Source organism: Fructilactobacillus sp. X1R3C1, from assembly GCF_059901545.1.
In genome coordinates this window covers 35,801-52,166 of record NZ_JBWXUT010000005.1, presented here as the reverse complement: position 1 = coordinate 52,166, position 16,366 = coordinate 35,801, and the positions used below count along the sequence as shown (strand labels likewise).

The 16,366-nt window shown below is 37.8% G+C and carries 14 protein-coding genes and 1 other annotated feature (1 of these 15 only partly in view); all 14 genes read left to right on the top strand.

Annotated elements, in window-relative coordinates:
• Nucleotides 1-66: a binding site (T-box leader), on the top strand; it begins 138 nt to the left of the window's first position.
• Between the two features lie 36 nt (nt 67-102).
• On the top strand, nt 103-2,769 hold the full coding sequence (locus AC6UD8_RS05970; RefSeq protein WP_500699817.1) for a valine--tRNA ligase: 2,667 nt from the start codon (nt 103-105) through the stop codon (nt 2,767-2,769).
• A 47-nt stretch (nt 2,770-2,816) separates the two neighbouring features.
• Complete coding sequence (locus AC6UD8_RS05965) at nt 2,817-4,160, top strand: bifunctional folylpolyglutamate synthase/dihydrofolate synthase (protein WP_500699818.1); 1,344 nt, start codon at nt 2,817-2,819, stop codon at nt 4,158-4,160.
• A gap of 107 nt (nt 4,161-4,267) precedes the next feature.
• Entirely contained in the window at nt 4,268-5,272 is a 1,005-nt protein-coding gene (locus AC6UD8_RS05960; RefSeq protein WP_500694426.1) for a rod shape-determining protein, read from the top strand.
• A gap of 59 nt (nt 5,273-5,331) precedes the next feature.
• On the top strand, nt 5,332-6,180 hold the full coding sequence (gene mreC / locus AC6UD8_RS05955; RefSeq protein ID WP_500694374.1) for a rod shape-determining protein MreC: 849 nt from the start codon (nt 5,332-5,334) through the stop codon (nt 6,178-6,180).
• Nucleotides 6,164-6,712 carry a rod shape-determining protein MreD gene (gene mreD / locus AC6UD8_RS05950; RefSeq protein ID WP_500694375.1) on the top strand — a complete coding sequence of 183 codons (549 nt, stop codon included), beginning with the start codon at nt 6,164-6,166 and terminating at the stop codon, nt 6,710-6,712. The genes mreC and mreD overlap by 17 nt, the downstream gene beginning before the upstream one ends.
• A gap of 18 nt (nt 6,713-6,730) precedes the next feature.
• Nucleotides 6,731-7,411, top strand: a complete 681-nt coding sequence (locus tag AC6UD8_RS05945; RefSeq protein ID WP_500694376.1) for a septum site-determining protein MinC — start codon at nt 6,731-6,733, stop codon at nt 7,409-7,411.
• Nucleotides 7,411-8,214, top strand: coding sequence for a septum site-determining protein MinD (gene minD, locus AC6UD8_RS05940; RefSeq protein ID WP_500694377.1), 804 nt, complete (start codon nt 7,411-7,413; stop codon nt 8,212-8,214). The genes AC6UD8_RS05945 and minD overlap by 1 nt, the downstream gene beginning before the upstream one ends.
• Before the next feature lie 67 nt (nt 8,215-8,281).
• Entirely contained in the window at nt 8,282-9,544 is a 1,263-nt protein-coding gene (yfmF, locus tag AC6UD8_RS05935; RefSeq protein WP_500699819.1) for an EF-P 5-aminopentanol modification-associated protein YfmF, read from the top strand.
• Nucleotides 9,537-10,823, top strand: coding sequence for an EF-P 5-aminopentanol modification-associated protein YfmH (yfmH, locus tag AC6UD8_RS05930; RefSeq protein ID WP_500699820.1), 1,287 nt, complete (start codon nt 9,537-9,539; stop codon nt 10,821-10,823). Before yfmF ends, yfmH begins: the two co-directional genes overlap by 8 nt.
• A gap of 71 nt (nt 10,824-10,894) precedes the next feature.
• Complete coding sequence (locus AC6UD8_RS05925) at nt 10,895-11,845, top strand: helix-turn-helix domain-containing protein (RefSeq protein ID WP_500699821.1); 951 nt, start codon at nt 10,895-10,897, stop codon at nt 11,843-11,845.
• A gap of 73 nt (nt 11,846-11,918) precedes the next feature.
• Nucleotides 11,919-12,500 carry a CDP-diacylglycerol--glycerol-3-phosphate 3-phosphatidyltransferase gene (gene pgsA, locus AC6UD8_RS05920; RefSeq protein ID WP_500699822.1) on the top strand — a complete coding sequence of 194 codons (582 nt, stop codon included), beginning with the start codon at nt 11,919-11,921 and terminating at the stop codon, nt 12,498-12,500.
• 23 nt (nt 12,501-12,523) lie between these two features.
• On the top strand, nt 12,524-13,762 hold the full coding sequence (locus tag AC6UD8_RS05915) for a competence/damage-inducible protein A (RefSeq protein WP_500699823.1): 1,239 nt from the start codon (nt 12,524-12,526) through the stop codon (nt 13,760-13,762).
• Nucleotides 13,763-13,901: 139 nt separating this feature from the next.
• On the top strand, nt 13,902-15,458 hold the full coding sequence (rny, locus tag AC6UD8_RS05910) for a ribonuclease Y (RefSeq protein WP_500696083.1): 1,557 nt from the start codon (nt 13,902-13,904) through the stop codon (nt 15,456-15,458).
• A gap of 83 nt (nt 15,459-15,541) precedes the next feature.
• Entirely contained in the window at nt 15,542-16,351 is an 810-nt protein-coding gene (locus AC6UD8_RS05905; RefSeq protein ID WP_500699824.1) for a TIGR00282 family metallophosphoesterase, read from the top strand.
• The last annotated feature ends 15 nt before the right edge of the window (nt 16,352-16,366 follow it).

The following is a 16,366-nucleotide window of genomic DNA, read 5'->3' as shown; positions in this document are numbered from 1 at the left end:
TTATCTAGTTAAGTTGGAATTAGCAATAATTCAATTTAGGTGGTACCGCGAGCATTCGTCCTATTATGGACGGATGCTTTTTATTTTAAATGAGGTGAAAAAATGGCAAAAGAAGTAGATATGTCAACGAAATACGATCCCAACTCAGTTGAAGCAGGGATGTATAAAAAATGGCTTGATGAGGATGTTTTCAAGCCAAATGGGGATAAAAAGGCAAAACCATATTCAATTGTTTTACCTCCGCCAAATGTGACCGGTAAACTTCACTTGGGTCACGCCTGGAATACCACTCTTCAAGACATGTTAATTAGACAGAAACGGATGCAAGGTTATGATACCGTTTGGATTCCTGGGATGGATCATGCGGGAATTGCAACTCAAGCAAAAGTTGAAGCCATGCTTAACGAGAAGGGGATATCGCGGTACGATTTAGGTCGTGAAAAATTTGTCGATAAGGTTTGGGAATGGAAAGACGACTTTGCTGATACGATCCATAAACAGTGGGCCAAACTGGGATTATCACTTGATTACAGTCGTGAACGCTTTACGTTGGATGATGGTTTGTCAAAAGCCGTCAGGAAAGTATTTGTTGACTTGTACAATCAAGGGTTAATTTACCGTGGTGAATACATTATTAATTGGGATCCAAAGGCTCGGACTGCTTTATCTGATATTGAAGTTATTCACAAAGATGATAAAGGCGCTTTCTATCACGTTAAGTATCCGTTTGCTGATGATACGAAATTTAATGGAAAGAATTACATTGAAATCGCTACAACTCGTCCTGAGACTATGATGGGTGATACTGCTGTCGCAGTGAACCCAAGTGATGATCGTTATAAAGATTTAGTAGGTAAAGAGGTCGTTGTTCCACTCGTAAATCGGACGATTCCGATTATTGCCGATCAGTACGTTGATCCTGAATTTGGGACTGGAATGGTTAAGATTACCCCAGCCCACGATCCTAATGATTTTAAAGTTGGGAACAGACATGATTTAAAACGGATTAATACCATGAACGAAGACGCTACGATGAACGAAAATGCTGGGAAGTATGAAGGCATGGATCGTTTTGATGCTCGAAAGGCAATGGTCAAGGACCTTGAAGATCAAGACTTGATGATTAAAATTGATCCCATTGTTCACTCGGTTGGTCATTCTGAAAGAACCGGGGTTCAGGTTGAAGCTCGTCTTTCGACTCAATGGTTTGTAAAAATGAAACCATTGGCCAAAAAGGCAATGGAGAATCAAAAGACCAATGATGCGGTTAGTTTCATTCCAGAACGATTTGAGCATACCTTTATGCAATGGATGGAAAACGTTCATGATTGGGTTATTTCAAGGCAACTATGGTGGGGACATCGGATTCCTGCCTGGTACAATAATGAGACTGGCAAGATTTACGTTGGCGAAAACGCTCCTAAGGATCCCGAAAACTGGACGCAAGATCCAGACGTGTTGGATACCTGGTTTTCATCAGCTTTATGGCCATTTACAACCCTTGGTTGGCCTGATACTGACTCAAAAGATTATCAACGCTATTTTCCTACCAACACGCTTGTAACTGGTTATGATCTGGTATTCTTCTGGATCTCAAGAATGATTTTTCAAAGTTTACATTTTACCGGTAAGCGTCCATTTAAAAACGTGCTGTTACATGGTTTAATCCGTGATGAACATGGGGTTAAGATGAGTAAGTCTTTAGGTAACGGGATTGATCCAATGGATGTTATTGATCAGTACGGAGCGGATGCCTTGAGATGGTGCCTTTCAACTGGAACAACGCCTGGACAGGACATGAAGTTTAGTTATAGTAAGGTTGAATCAGCCTGGAATTTTGTCAATAAGATTTGGAATGCCAGTCGTTATGTCATCATGAATTTAGGTGATATGTCTAAACCAGAGTTACCAGCTCAATCAGAATGGAACTTATCCGATCGATGGATTCTTTCGAAATTAAACTCTGTTGTTAAGCATGTTACCGAAGAATATGACAAGTTTAACTTTGGTGAAGCCAACCGTTCACTTTATGATTTTATTTGGAATGATTTTTGTGATTGGTACATTGAAATGAGTAAGGAAATTTTGACTGGCTCAGATGAAAAAGCCAAACAAAACACGCGAAATATCCTAGCGTACGTTTTGGATCAAATCTTGCGATTACTCCAACCAGTTATGCCATTTGTTACTGAAAAGATTTGGCTTTCAATGCCGCACGTTGGTGAATCATTGGTGGTAGCTGCGTATCCAGTAACTCATGATGAATTTGATGATAAAAAAGCAGAATTAAATATGAATCATCTGATTGACGTTATTAAAGCGGTCAGAAATATCCGTTCGGAGGTTAATGCACCACTATCTAGTCCAGTTGACATTCTAGTTAAAACTAAGAATTCCGATTTGAAAAGGGTACTAGAAGATAACAGTGACTACATTGAACGATTTGGTCACCCTAATAAGTTAGAGATTGGTTCTGACATTAATATTCCTAAATTGGCTATGACATCGGTAATTACTGATGCTGAGATCAGCATCCCACTGGATGAACTGGTTGACCTCAATGATGAAAAAGAACGGCTACAAAAAGAAGTCCAAAAATTTGAATCAGAAGTCAAACGAGCACAGAAGAAACTAGCTAATAAAAAGTTTTTAGACAATGCTCCAGAGACAGTTGTCAATGAGCAAAAAGAAAAGCAAACCGACAATGAGGCTAAACTTAAAGCCGTTAAAATCCGACTTAAAGATGTAATCGATGCTTTAAATAAGTAAAAGAAGGCTCAGCTAAACAGCTGAGCCTTCTTTTTAGAGGAGTGGCAATGGTAATTGATAGTTACAGTGCAGCATTAAAGTATATCCATGGTAGACCACGAATTAAAAAAGAACCACCTACAAAGCGGATGGATCACTTTATGAAGAAATTGGATTTTCCAGAAAAAACGCTAAACTGCATTCACGTAGCGGGAACTAATGGAAAGGGCTCATGTGTTGCTTATTTAAGTAACATGTTAATGGCTTCTGGACTCTCAGTTGGAACTTTTACTTCACCATTTATGATTAAGTTCAACGAGCGGATCAGTGTGAATAATCAACCAATTTCAGATGATGAAATTTTAGAGTTGGTGCGTGAAATTAAGCCGATTGTCGATGAAATTGATAAGAATGATCCTGATTTAGGTCCCTCTGAATTTGAAATCATTTGCGCTATGATGTTCATCTATTTCCGTAAGCATCCGGTTGACATTGTGATTGTGGAGGCCGGAATTGGAGGAAGGTCCGATTCCACCAACGTGGTTAATTCGAAAATGTCAATTATTACTACCATTGGGATGGATCACATGGCACTGCTTGGTGATTCGGAAGAAAAAATTGCGGATAATAAGGCTGGAATTATTCGCCAAAACCGTCCATGTGTGATTGGAGGGATCAAAGAAGGTCCGAGAAAGGTGATTGAACGAGCAGCAAATCAATTAGATAGTCCAATTTGGGAATTAAAGCGTGATTATCAATTCGTGCCGGTAAATCAAAATCGTTTTAATTTTTTAAGTGATTATTTGAACATTGATGACATTTCAATGAAACAAATTGGAAGTTTTGAAATGGAAGATGCTGCAATTGCGATTGAAGCTTTCTTGGTTTATGCGTTCAAATATTTAAACATGACAGAACCATCCATGATTTCTTCGGTCAAAGCGGGAATTAGTTCAACAAAATGGATTGGAAGGATGGAAGTAATTAATAATGATCCCACGATTATGATTGATGGGGCACATAATGTTCCAGCAATTCAGAGCCTTTTGTCGTCGCTTCGTTTTAGAAGTAGTAAGTGGAGGAATTCTCATCTTACAATTGTGATGGGGGTTTTCGCTGACAAACAGTATCCAGAAATGCTAAAAATTGTTAAGTCTTTATCTAATAGTGACGTTATTTTGACACGGTTTTCTGCGGGAGAAAAGCGAGCAAGTGCTGACTTTTCTAAACTTGATATCAATAACTTTCCCAATGTTTCATTAGTTAGCGATTGGCATAAAGCACTGAACAAATCGGTAAAAAAGGTCCGTGACAGTAAAAATGATAATCAGTTAATTTTGGTTACTGGATCGCTGTTATTTATCTCGGAAGTTAGAAAATATATTAAAGAAAATGAAGAAAAACTTAAGTAACTAATTTTGGCCTTATATTTCTGACTGATATAAATGCAGTATGATATACTAGTCTTATCAAAGTAATTACTTAAAAATTAAAACTTAAAATTGAAGGGATGAATAAATTGTTCGGATTAGGTACAAAAAACATCGGAATCGATTTAGGAACCGCTAATACCATTGTTTATGTTGATGGAAAAGGAATCGTTTTACGAGAACCCTCTGTGGTTGCTAAAAATACAAAAACTGGCGAGATTGTTGCTGTTGGTCAACAAGCCGAATCTATGATTGGTAGAACGCCTGCCAGCATTGAAGCTATTCGTCCAATGAAAGACGGTGTAATTGCTGATTATGATACTACTGTGACCATGATGAAATATTATATCGATAAAGCATTGGGAAGCCACGGTGGTAAGCCTTACGTAATGGTTTGTGTTCCAAGTGGTATCACTGCTGTGGAAAAGCGTGCCGTAATTGATGCTACTCGAGTTGCTGGAGCAAAGGATGCTTATGTAATCGAAGAACCATTTGCTGCTGCAATTGGTGCCGGTCTACCAGTTATGGATCCAACTGGAAGCATGGTTGTTGATATTGGTGGTGGAACTACCGACGTCGCTACTATTTCTCTTGGTGGGATCGTATCATCACGTTCGGTGAGAATGGCTGGTGATAAGTTGAACGAAGTGATCGTTACCTTTATCAGAAAAAATTATAATGTGCTAATTGGTGAACCAACTGCAGAACATTTGAAATGTACCATTGGTTCTGCATCAATTGGTGCCGCAAAGGACATGAATGATGAAACCGTTCGTGGAAGAGACTTACTGACCGGCCTTCCTAAGTCAGTTGAAGTAACTGCGGAGGATGTGGCTTCTGCAATGCACGAAGACATTCTTGAGATTATCACTACGATTAAAGAAACTCTAGAAGAGACATCTCCTGAAATTTCTGCTGATGTGATTGATCATGGAATTGTTCTTACCGGTGGCGGTGCTCTACTCAAAAATCTCCCAGAAGTAGTATCGGATGCCACTCAAGTTCCTGTGACAATTGCCAAAGATCCGATGGATTGTGTAGCAATTGGAACCGGTGAATCGCTTAAAAGTATTGAGGCAATGAATAGAAAATAAATTGGATAAGCGGGGATGAATTCCCGCTTATTTATTTTAAGCACGTACGGAGGATTATTATGCACAAGTTTTTTTCAAGTCGAAAGCTAGTAATCATTGTCGTTTGCTTAATTATTGGCTTAGGTTTGATTAGTGGGTCAGTGGCAGTGCGAAAAAATCGTGCTACTCCTCCATTGATTCAACAAGTTGGAAATGATGTTGTTGGATTTGGCGATCGAATTGTTAGTATTCCTGCCAATGGCGTTGGCTCATTGTTTGGTGCCACTGATAATTTGTTAAATACTTATCAGGAAAATAATCATTTAAAGGGTCAGGTTGAACAATTAGCTCAAACTCAAGTTAAAAATCAAGCACTGGAAAATGAAAATGAAAAATTAAGACAACAGTTAAATATCAAGGGGACTCCCACGGACTACAAGGCGATTAATGCTAGCGTAATTACTAGGACGCCATCCTCATGGCAAAATCAACTGATCATTAATAAGGGATCGGCTGCAGGAGTTCAAAAGAACATGTCTGTAATTGTTAATTCTGGATTAGTTGGTCGGGTTGCTGAAGTTAATAAGACCAACAGTAAAGTCGAACTAATCACCGACAAAAGTGATACTGCTAGTCGTTTTGCGGTTCAGGTTCAAGGAGAAAAGAAAGTCGTTAATGGATTAATTGACGGTTATAATCGTGATACTAATGAGTTGGTAATGGGAAGTGTTACTAATCAAGACAAGATCAAGACTGGGACGAAAGTTATGACTAATGGTCTTGGTGGCGTGACTCCTAAGGGACTTTATGTCGGAAAAGTTGCTGGAACTAAACAAAATAGTGATGGTATTTCTGAAAAAGTCAACATTAAACCAGCTGCAAACATGGATGATATTGAGGCGGTGACCGTAATTGGCAAGAAGGATTAGAAGAGGAAGTCCAATGAGACGTCCTTCCCGGTTAAAGTTCTTATATCCAATTGGGTTGGTCATTTCATTTCTACTGGAAGGAACGATTTCTAAACTTTTTTCACCAGTACTTTTTGGCAAATTTTCAATGGTACCTTACTTAACCTTATTGTGGTTGGTAATGGCCACTCTTTTTGCGCGCCATGAGAAATTACACATGGGCTGGTGGGCCTTAGGAATTGGAATCGTTTATGATATTTATTACGTTGGAATTATTGGGATCTTTACGTTTGCATTTCCGCTGGTGGTTTATATTAATCGAATGGTTTTAAAATTTGTGCGTGAAAACATGGTCACTTCATCTCTACTTTATGTTGGGGATGTTTTGGTGGTATTTATTTTGAGCTACTTAGGTGACCGAATTGCACATATTGCCTCTCTTAGTGGTGTACAGTTATTGATTTATACTTTAGGGCCAACGTTAGTGTTGAACCTGATCTTATTTGTAATTCTGTATCTCCCAATCAGGGCACTTTTCAATTATTTTAGTTAAACTAGGAGCATTGACTGTATGGAAAATGTAGTTTTAAAGGGTACTCAAAATGGTTATGAAATTAATATTTCTGATACCAGTAGTTTTGATAGTGACATTAATGAATTCAAGAACTTGATGGAACAACTTAGTAGTGGAAAAGAGTTAGGGAATGCTAAACAATTTTCTTTTGATGTTTTTACCGGGAATCGGATTCTCACTGGAGCGCAAAAGCAAACGTTAAGGGAGATTGTTTCTAAATATCCAAGGATGAGTATCAGGCGATTTATGGCTGATGTAGTTACTACATCAGAAGCATACCGAATCCGGGACTTAAATAAGGTTTCCGTCATTGGGAGAACCATCAGAAATGGTGAAGAGATTACAGCCAAGGGCGACGTCCTTTTTTTTGGTGCCATTCATGAGGGAGGTAAATTACTTGCGGGCGGTAACGTTTATAATTTAGGATATGTGAGAGGAATTGTGCACGCTGGATTTCCGAACGATGAAGAGGCCATTGTAATTGGCAACTTAAACGATGCCCAGCAGGTTCGGATCGGAGAACAGTTTGATATCGTCAGCGATAATAAGAATAGAATTTCTGAAAACAGCCGTACTGTTATTTACATTAATGACTTACATACTATCGAGTATGGCAATTTAGATCAGATTAAAGACATTAGTCCGAAGTTTTATAATCGAATAGGAGGAACCGAATAATGGGAAAAGCAATCGTTATTACCTCTGGAAAGGGTGGAGTTGGTAAAACAACTACTTCAGCTAACATCGGGACTGCTTTAGCCTTAATGGGGAAGCGCGTCTGTTTGATGGATTTGGATATCGGCCTTAGAAACCTTGACGTGGTTCTTGGACTAGATAATCGAATTATGTATGACATCGTTGACGTTGCCAATGGACGGGTTCCACTGCAAAAAGCATTGGTAAAGGATAAACGCTTTGACGATAATTTATACTTATTACCAGCCGCTCAAAATACAGATAAATCGGCCTTAAAAGAGGACCAAGTTAAAGATATTGTTGATGAATTAAAGCCACAGTTTGATTTCGTGTTGATTGATTGTCCGGCAGGAATTGAACAAGGGTTTCTCAATTCCGTTGCCGGAGCAGATAGTGCCATTGTGGTTACCACACCGGAAATTTCTGCGGTTCGAGATGCAGATCGAATTGTAGGGCTATTAGGAAAGCATCCTTTAAAAGAAGCTCCAAGGTTGGTTATTAATCGAGTTCGACCAAGTATGATGGACAATGGCGATGTAATGGATGTTGACGAAATTACTCATCACCTGGGAATTAGTTTACTTGGAGTTGTAGTTGATGATGATAAGGTGATTACTACTTCAAATCATGGCGAACCAGTAGTTTTAGACACTGATGATCCTGCATCAACGGCTTATCGTAACATCGCACGACGCTTGCTTGGAGAAACCGTTCCATTGATGAAAATTAAGCCACAGAAAAAAGGGTTTTGGTCTAAATTCAAACACGTATTTACAAAGAATTAGTTATACTAATTGATAAAGTTCTCTTAGAATTCTTTCTATGGGAACTTTTTATTTTGGAGGAATTAGTTTGAAAAAAACAATCACAAATGGGGTTCATTTAAATGTTCATGAGAGTAATAAATTCAAAACAACAGCGATCACAATTGACTTTGTTGCCCCGTTAAACTATGCAGATTATTCTGCTAGAACCATGGTTTCTGAAATGATGGAAAATTATAGTCACAAGTACGATTCAAAATTAAAGTTGGCTAGAAGACTTTCCGAACTATTTGGTGCCAGCTTTGGAACAAATGTGTTTAAAGTTGGCAATCGCAGTGTGTTGAGAGTGGTTATGAGCTTTGTTAATGATGAATTTACGTTGGATAATTCTGATGTTTTTGACGATGCGTTAACTTTTCTTTCAGAAGTTATTTTTCATCCCAACCTTGATGGTGAACATTACGTCAATGAACAATTTGAAATTCAACGAAAAAATTTAATTCAATATTTAGATTCTCTTAATGATGACCATCGTTATTATGCAGCGAAGAGAGCTCGAGAGCTTTACTTTTCCGACCAACCCAATTATGCCAATTCAATCATTGGAAATCAGGAGCAAATTAAAAACTTAGAAAATGCAGCCGTTGTGAAAGAGTGGGGGAACCTTCTTAAAAACAACGAGATTTATATTTCGATTTTAGGCGATCTTTCGGAGAAACAAACTCAGATGATTGAGACGCATCTACCGTTTTTACCCAGAAGGGAATTTAATGAGCCAATGAATCGCAATTTTAGCCCCTTACCGATCAGGACTCAGGTTGAAAAAATTAATGGAGAACAATCCAAGTTTGATTTAGCTTTTGATTTTCCCATTTTCGTAAATGATGATGACTATTACGCAGCAATTGTTTTTAATGCTTTGCTTGGGGGAGCCCAACAATCATTAATGTTTCACAATATTCGTGAAAAACATAGCTTAGCATATTACATTTCGAGTAATTATAATTCTACTTTGGGGTATGTGTTAATTGAAAGTGGCATTAACGCGGTGGACGTGGATCAAGTTAGCCAGTTAATTGGTGAGCAAGTTAGTTTAATTCAGAAACAAGAGTATTTGGATCAGCGATTTTTAGACATTAAATCAGCATTGATTGATGGATATTATTCTAAATTTGATAGCCAACGCCGAACGCTTAATGGTGATTTTATTAATGAACTATATGGGATCGATTTGAGCCCCAGTCAATGGATTAATAGAGTTAGAGGGGTTACCAGTGACGATGTAAGTCAAGTAGCTTCGAAGTTTAAATTGCGGGCTAAATTTTTATTGGAAGGAATTAATAATGGTTGAAATTAAGTATGACAAGCTAAATGAAACGGTTTACCGCTATCAATTAGATAACGGAATGAAAGTATTTATTGACTCTAAGCCAGGATTTCATTCAACCTACGGCATTTTAAACGTTCATTTTGGTGCAATTAATAATTTGATTTTGGAAAATAAACGATCCCGAAAGATGCCGCTCGGAATTGCTCATTTTTTGGAACATAAAATGTTTGATAAACAAAATTATGATTCAAGTGATCAGTTTGGAAAATTTGGATCGGATTCAAATGCGTTTACGAGTTTTGATCAAACCAGTTATCTTTTCAATACAACTAATCATGTTGGTGATAATTTAGATGTTTTAGTTGATTTGGTTCAGCATCCGTATTTTGACGAAAAAAAAGTTCAAAAAGAGCAGGGCATCATTGGACAGGAAATTATGATGTATCAAGATGATCCCGGTTCTAGAATTTATTTTGATACGATCGGAAATATGTATCATAACTCTCCACTTGATCATGATATTGCGGGCACAATTGATTCAATTGCCAAAATTACGACAGAAGACTTGTATGCAATGTATAACCAGTATTATGTTCCAAACAATATGGATTTAATGCTCGTTGGAAATGTCAACGAGAGTGATGCGATTGAAAGGATTGAAAGACTTGAAAGAACCATTCCCTCAATTAGTCAATCTGAGATTTTAACCTTGAAGCGGCAAACGAACGATGCCATTAAGAAAAGCTCGATTATATCAGATGAGCATACTACTATGAATTTGACAACAGGGAAAGTTGCGGTTGGATTTAGAGGACCTGACGAGATTAGTAGTGGGGTCCAATTCACTAAAAACGAATTATCACTGGGATTGTTTTTGTCGATGATTTTTTCTGAAGATGCTGAGCCATATCAAAAACTCTATTCCAAGGAGATCATAAATGATTCGTTTGGTTATGACTTTGATCTAGAAGATGGTTATCAATTTGTGATCTTTGTAGAGGATTCAAATCGTCCAGAAGAGTTTCGAAAAGCCGTTGAACGTGAAATTAAGAATGGATTAAATGACGACGCAAAATTGTCTAAGATTTTTAACCTAATTAAACGAGAAGAAATTGGACAGTATATTTCACTTATGAATTCCAACTCGGCTATTGCGAATCAAATGGGAGATCCACTAAATGGATATACCAATCTTTTTGATGAGGTTCAAATCTTAAACCAACTTTCCGTTCATGAGGTAATTGATTTTGCTAGTAAATTCTTTGACTTTAATAAAACAACTTTGAAGGTTATTTCCTAATGTATATCTTTTTTTAAGGTAACGCGTTGTGATATACTGACAATGAAATCTAAAACGATGGGGTTTTACATATGGATAAAGAAGAAAAAAATCAAAAAAGTGTAAACATTGGTCAATTATTGCGTAAGGCTAGAGTTGACTCAGGAATTTCAATTGATGACGTTCAAAAGAAAACTAAAATTCAAAAACGTTATTTAGAAGCAATTGAACAAGATGACTTTAAGGCACTGCCTGGTGATTTTTACGTTCGTGCTTTTGTTAAACAGTTTGCAGATGCAGTTGGTTTAAACGGAAGCGAGTTTATTCAAAAATATGACTCCGAGCTTCCTGGTGGAGAAAAGTTTGGCTCTTCTGAGGACGATAACGGTGAGGGTCAAAATAACATTAAGGAAAATCCTCAACCAGTTCAGTCTGAGATGCCCAAACAACGTTCTGTTAGACATCACTCAACGAGTTCAGGATCTGGTGTGAAGAAACTAATTCCGATTGTTGGAATTGTGGTCATTGTGATTATTATCATTGGCGTCATCTGGGTTGGAGCCGGAAAGTTAGCTCATCACAATTCAGATACTACTTCAAGTACAACGTCTGTTTCCGTATCTTCGGATAGTTCAAGTTCGATGGCCAGCTCGCGTTCGAAGAAGGCCGCTCAGGATAAGGCCAAAGAGGCCAAAACAAAGAATCAGAATAATCAAGGAACCCAGATTGCTAAGGGTGCTAATGAGAACGAGTACAATGTTAAAACCAATGAAAAAGAAACAAAGGTCACTTTAAAGGGAAATGCTAAGTCTTGGTCAGCTGTTTCGGTTAATGGATCACAGGTTTGGCAGGGAACTTTAAATCCCAACCAGACTCATGATGTCACCATTCCTGCTAACACGAAAGAATTTAACGTTAACCTCGGCAATGCCCCCGCTACTGACATCACGATTAACGGTCAAAAAGCTAATTTAGAGAAGCCCGCTAACAATGGGAATGCTCAAGTTAGAAATGTCACTTTTAAAATTACAGATAAACTTTAACCCAAACCTAAATAACGATCTGTTAAAGATAGCAGGTCGTTATTTTAGCGTTTAACCTCAGGAGGATAAACTTTTGAACTTACCAAATAAATTAACTTTATTTAGAATAATTTTAATACCAATATTTTTAATTTTACTGGTTGTGCCAATGGATCTTGGCAGCGTGATGATCGTGGGAACCATGATTCCAGTTACACAGGTTTTAGCTACCGTGGTATTCATTGTGGCAGCGTTAACGGACTTTTTGGATGGTCAAATTGCGAGAAGACGACACCTAGTGACTAATTTTGGGAAATTCGCTGACCCGTTAGCGGATAAGATGTTGGTAATGTGTGCCTTCATTGTCTTAGTTGGTCTTGGCAGTGTTGCTAGTTGGATTGCGGCTATCATTGTTTGTCGTGAATTAGCCGTGACTGGTTTACGTTTAATTGTTGTTGAAAATGATGGTGAAGTTGTTGCGGCTGCGTGGCCAGGCAAGATTAAAACCTTTTTCCAGATGATTGCGATTATTATTCTGTTATTAAATAATGCATTATTTAATAACATTAATCTTCCGATGGGCCAAATCTGTTTGTACATCTGCTTATTCTTTACCATTTACTCTGGCATTGAGTACTTTTACAAGAACCGAAAAGTTTTTTCTGATTCATTTTAATTAATACAGTTAGGAGTGGTTTGATGAATGCTGAAATAATATCAGTTGGGACGGAAATTCTCCTTGGTGAAATTACTGACACCAGTGCGCCCTTTATTGCGCGTCATCTGGCAAATTTAGGAATTGATGTTTACTTTCAAGACACCGTTGGAGATAATTACAAACGGTTAGAAGCTGTTATAAAGCTTGCTGAAAGTCGAAGCAACTTAGTGGTTTTAACAGGTGGGTTAGGTCCTACCGAAGATGACATTACTAAGATTGTGCTAGCTAAGCATTTGGGTCTTGGGTTAGATACGAATCAAAAAGCACTGGAAAAAATTAATCATTTTCATAAAAATTATCCAATGGAAAAGCCTCAAAATGCTGATATTCAAGCTGAATATATCCACGGTTCGACTGTATTACCAAATGATAATGGTTTTGCTGTTGGTATGTTTTTAAGGACTAAAAACTGTGATTACTTGGTTTTACCGGGACCACCAGTTGAGATGCAACACATGTTTACTAAATATGCACTTCCAATTTTGACTAAATTAGCTAGTGGTAATCCCGTTATTGCTTCCAAAGTAATGCGTTTCTTTGGAATTGGTGAAACAGAACTTGAGGACCAATTAAAGCCCTTGATTTCTCATCAAACGAATCCAACTTTAGCAACGTACGCTAAGCGAAATGAAGTTACCCTAAGAATTACTGCGAGTGGAAAGAAAAAATCAGATGTCGATCATTTAATTGATGAAATGATCTTTAAAGTAAACTCAATTGTAGGGAAATATTTCTATGGTTTTGGTGATGATAACTCATTGGCTAAAGTAGCTGTTAATATCCTTAAAAAGAAAGCATTGTCAATCACTGCGGCAGAATCACTTACTGCTGGGATGTTTCAGAGTCGGCTTGGTGATGTCTCAGGTGTCTCTGAGGTTTTCCCAGGCGGATTTGTGACTTATTCGGTTAAAGTGAAAGAGGGTGTCTTGCACATTCCAAGCGAAGTGATTGATAAGCATGGAGTGGTTTCATCTGAGACGGCTGTTTGGATGGCTAAAAATTCGAAAGCAATTCTCAATACTGACGTTTCGGTTTCTTTTACTGGAGTTGCTGGACCTGATGAATTGGAGGGACATCCTGCTGGGAATTTCTGGGTAGGAATTTCATTACCTGATGGTGAGGTTAAGACCCGTGAATTTAATTTTGGCAAGGATCGAAATGAAATTCGTGATTACGCTACAAAATGCGGTCTTAAAATGATTTATGATAATTTAAAGTGAAAATAGGAGGATATTGGTTCTCCTATTTTGTACATACTAGTTGACACTAATTTTTCTAAACTTTAGAATTAAGAAGTGAATAACGTTTATGCTAGTTATTTAAATAAATTTTTTATTAGTGATACGGAGGCATATGTAAATGATAGTTACAGTTGTTTCCGCTGTTATCGCTGTCGTTGTTGGTTTTTTGATTGGTCAGTTCACCTATAAGCAGGTATCTGAGAAGAAGTTAGATGCTGCTCATGAAAGCGCAAAAGATATCCTTTCTGATGCTGAAAAGCAAGCTGAGAACTCGCTTAAAGAAGCTAGTTTAGAGGCAAAAGAGAAGGGGAATGCTTATCGACTTCAAGTAGAAAAAGAGTTGAAAAAGCGTCGTCTTGAAGTTCAAAAACAAGAAGATCGTTTGTTGAAACGTGAAGAAACGCTTGATAGAAAGGATAGTGCGTTTGAGAAACGTGATAATTCTTTGGAACGGCAAGAAGAAAAACTTGAAAAAGAAAAGCAAGAACTGACAAAGAAACAACAAAAAGCAGATTCACTTATTGAAAAACGGCAACAGGAAGTTGCCAGAGTTTCTAATTTAACTAAAGAGGAAGCTCGTACGATGGTAATTGATGAGACTAAGCAAGAATTGGCTGATACCCGTGCTCAAATGATTAAAGAGAGTTACGATGCTGCTAAAGAAGCTTCTGCTAAGGATGCTAAAAACTTGATTGTTGAAGCACTTCAACAGAGTTCTGCTGATATTGTCTCAGAGACTACTGTGTCTGTAGTAACTTTACCCAATGATGATATGAAAGGTAGAATCATTGGACGTGAGGGTCGAAACATTAGAACCTTTGAATCATTGACTGGGATTGATCTAATTATTGATGATACTCCCAATGCGGTGGTTTTAAGTGGTTTTAATCCAGTTCGACGTGAAGTCGCCAAAATGGCACTTGAAAAGTTGATTAAAGACGGAAGGATTCATCCAGCACGTATTGAAGAAATGGTTGAGAAGAGTAAAAAAGAACTCGATGCTCAAATTCAAGAGACTGGGGAAAACGTTGTCTTTGATTTAGGGATTCATTCAATGAACCCCGATTTGATTAAATTAATTGGTCAATTGAAATATAAAATTTCATATGGACAAAATGTTTTATCACGCTCCATTCAAGTAGCAAAATTGGCGGGAGTGTTTGCTGCTGAGTTAGGTGAAGATGTTACATTAGCGAAAAGAGCGGGATTGTTGCGTGAGATTGGTCTGTCGTCAAATAGTGGAACTGATGTTTCATACGTTGATGCTGGGATTGATATTGCAAAGAAATATGGTGAGAGCCCAGAAGTAATTGATACAATTCAATTAGGTGGTCAAAAAAGTGAGCCACATTATATGATTTCAGAATTAGTTGATGTTGCCGATAAGATTTCAATGGCACGACCTGGTGCAAAGAGTGATTCACTTGAAAGCTTCGTTCATCGTTTAGATAAACTTGAAAAAATTAGTAATAGTTTTGACGAGGTTTCCAAGAGTTATGCAGTTCAGGCGGGTCGCGAAATTAGAGTGATTGCCAAACCCGAAAAGATTTCTGACACAGAAGCAATTGTACTTGCCAGAGATATTAAAGATAAGATTGAAAAGGAAATGAATCATCCTGGTCATGTCAAGGTAGATGTGATTCGGGAAGTCCGCTCAGTTGAATATGCCAAGTAAAAGATCAGAGATTATCCTGGTCTTTTTTATTTTGATTTATCAGTGTAAAATAAGGGTATTACAGTAGAAGATGGAGAGCGGATATGCGATTTTTATTTTTAGGTGACACGGTTGGCAATATTGGGGTGGCAACGGTAGAAAAATATCTACCCTTGCTAAAACATGACTTAAAACCACAGGTAACCATTGTGAATGGCGAAAATGCAACAAAGGTGGGACGTGGGATTAATCATGATCTTTATTTAAAAATTATGCATGCCGGAGCAGACGTGATTACTTTGGGGAATCATGCCTGGAATAATCCAGAAATTTTTGATTTTATTAATCAAACCCAAAATTTAATTCGTCCCCTTAACTATCCTGGAAAAGATGTCCCAGGAAAGGGCTACATAGAAATGAACGTTAATGGTAGTAAGGTAGCTGTGATTAATCTTCAAGGTCGCGTGTTTATGGATGAAATTGATGATCCATTTAGTAAAGTGGATGCGCTTCTTGATAAGCTACATACCAATGGGTTTAATATCATCTTTGTGGATTTTCATGCCGAAACTACTAGTGAAAAGAAGGCCATGGCGCTTCATTTGGATGGGAAAATCTCCGCATTAGTGGGTACCCATACCCACGTGCAGACTAGTGATGGGCAAATCTTACCAAGTGGGACGGCCTTTTTAACTGATGCAGGGATGACTGGACCAGATGATGGAGTGATTGGGATGAAGTTTGAACCCGTTATTAATAAGTTTATGACGGCACGTCCTAATCGGTTTGAGGTTCAAGAGACTGGCGCAGCAGTGTTGTCAGGTTGCTACATTGATGTCGATAACAAGTCTGGCAAAGCTAAAAAAATTAAGAATATTTTAATCAACAAGGATCACCCATATCAAGAATTTTAAAGAGGAGCGATGTTA